General features: G+C 72.5%; 1 protein-coding gene. It reads left to right on the top strand.

Annotated elements, in window-relative coordinates:
- Positions 1 to 226: 226 nt before the first annotated feature.
- The coding region (locus ACR9E3_RS32445; RefSeq protein WP_460385201.1) for an IS110 family transposase at positions 227 to 1,242 on the top strand (1,016 nt) is incomplete at its 3' end.

Here is a 1,242-nt window from a genome sequence, read left to right as displayed (position 1 = left end):
GGGCCGGTGTCACTCGGGTGACTCGCCGTTGATCTGGCCGCTGCTGAGCGTGCCCTGCCAGTGACATGTCCCCGGGTGGCGCCGGCGCCGGCCTGGCCCACCTGGCTGGCCTGATTAGAAGCCTGTCCGCGAGTGCTCGCGTGACTCATCACAGATGTGCCGCTCGGTGACCTTCTCCCAGGCCGGCGCCGACCCTGACCGCCGTCCGGGAAGGAGCCAGCGGCCGATGCCGATGCTGGCAGAGACAGTCGATGCGGTGGTGGGCGCAGACACCCACCGCGACACTCACAGCTTGGAGATCCTCACCGCGGTCGGGGCGACCGTCGCCGCGACCACGGTGTCCAACACCGCCGACGGGCACCAACAGGCCTGCGCGTGGATTGCCGAGCACGCCCCCGGTGCTCGGGTGGTCGCCGGTGTCGAGGGCACCCGCAGCTATGGCGCCGGGCTGACCCGCGCCCTGCACCAAGCCGGCCTGGCGGTCTGCGAGATCGAGCAGCCCTCGCGGCGCGAGCGTCGCCGCGGCAAGTCCGACACCCGCGACGCCCACCTGGCCGCTCGCCAGGTCCTTGCTCTCCACAGCGACGCGTTGCCGACCCCGCGCGCCGACGGGGACCGCGAAGCTCTGCGCATCCTGCTCGGGGCGCGCGAGGAGATGCGCGTCGCCAAGACCCAGGCGGTCAACCGACTGCGTGCGTTGCTGCTCACCGGCGATGACAGCGACCGTGCCCTCAACCCCCGCGGACGGTTCACCATCGCCGCCTTCGACGACATCGCCGGTCGCCGGCCTGCACGCACGGAGACCCGCGAGCAGGCCGTGCGCCGCGTCGAGGCCCAGCGCCTGGCCCACCAGGCCCGCGATCTCGATCGTGAGCTACGAGCGAACAACGCTGCGCTGCTCGAGATCGCCCGAGACCTAGCACCAGCCCTACTGGCCCATCACGGCGTGGGCCCGGTCTCGGCTGCCCAGGCCATCGTGTCCTGGTCCCACCACGGACGCTGCCGCAACGACGCCGCCTTCGCCTCCCTGGCCGGGGTCAGCCCGCTGGACGCCTCCAGCGGCCGCCAGCAACGCCACCGACTCAACCGCGGCGGCGACCGCGCACTCAACCGCGCCCTGCACGCCATCGTGCACACCCGCTGGAGCACCTGCCCCCGCACCCGCGCCTACATCGACAAGCGCCGGGCCCAGCAACGCACCGACCCCGAAATCCGCCGCAGCCTCAAGCGCTACGTCGCCCG

The sequence above is a fragment of the Actinomycetospora sp. C-140 genome (assembly GCF_054796175.1).
This window is presented reverse-complemented; position numbering and strand designations above follow the sequence as displayed.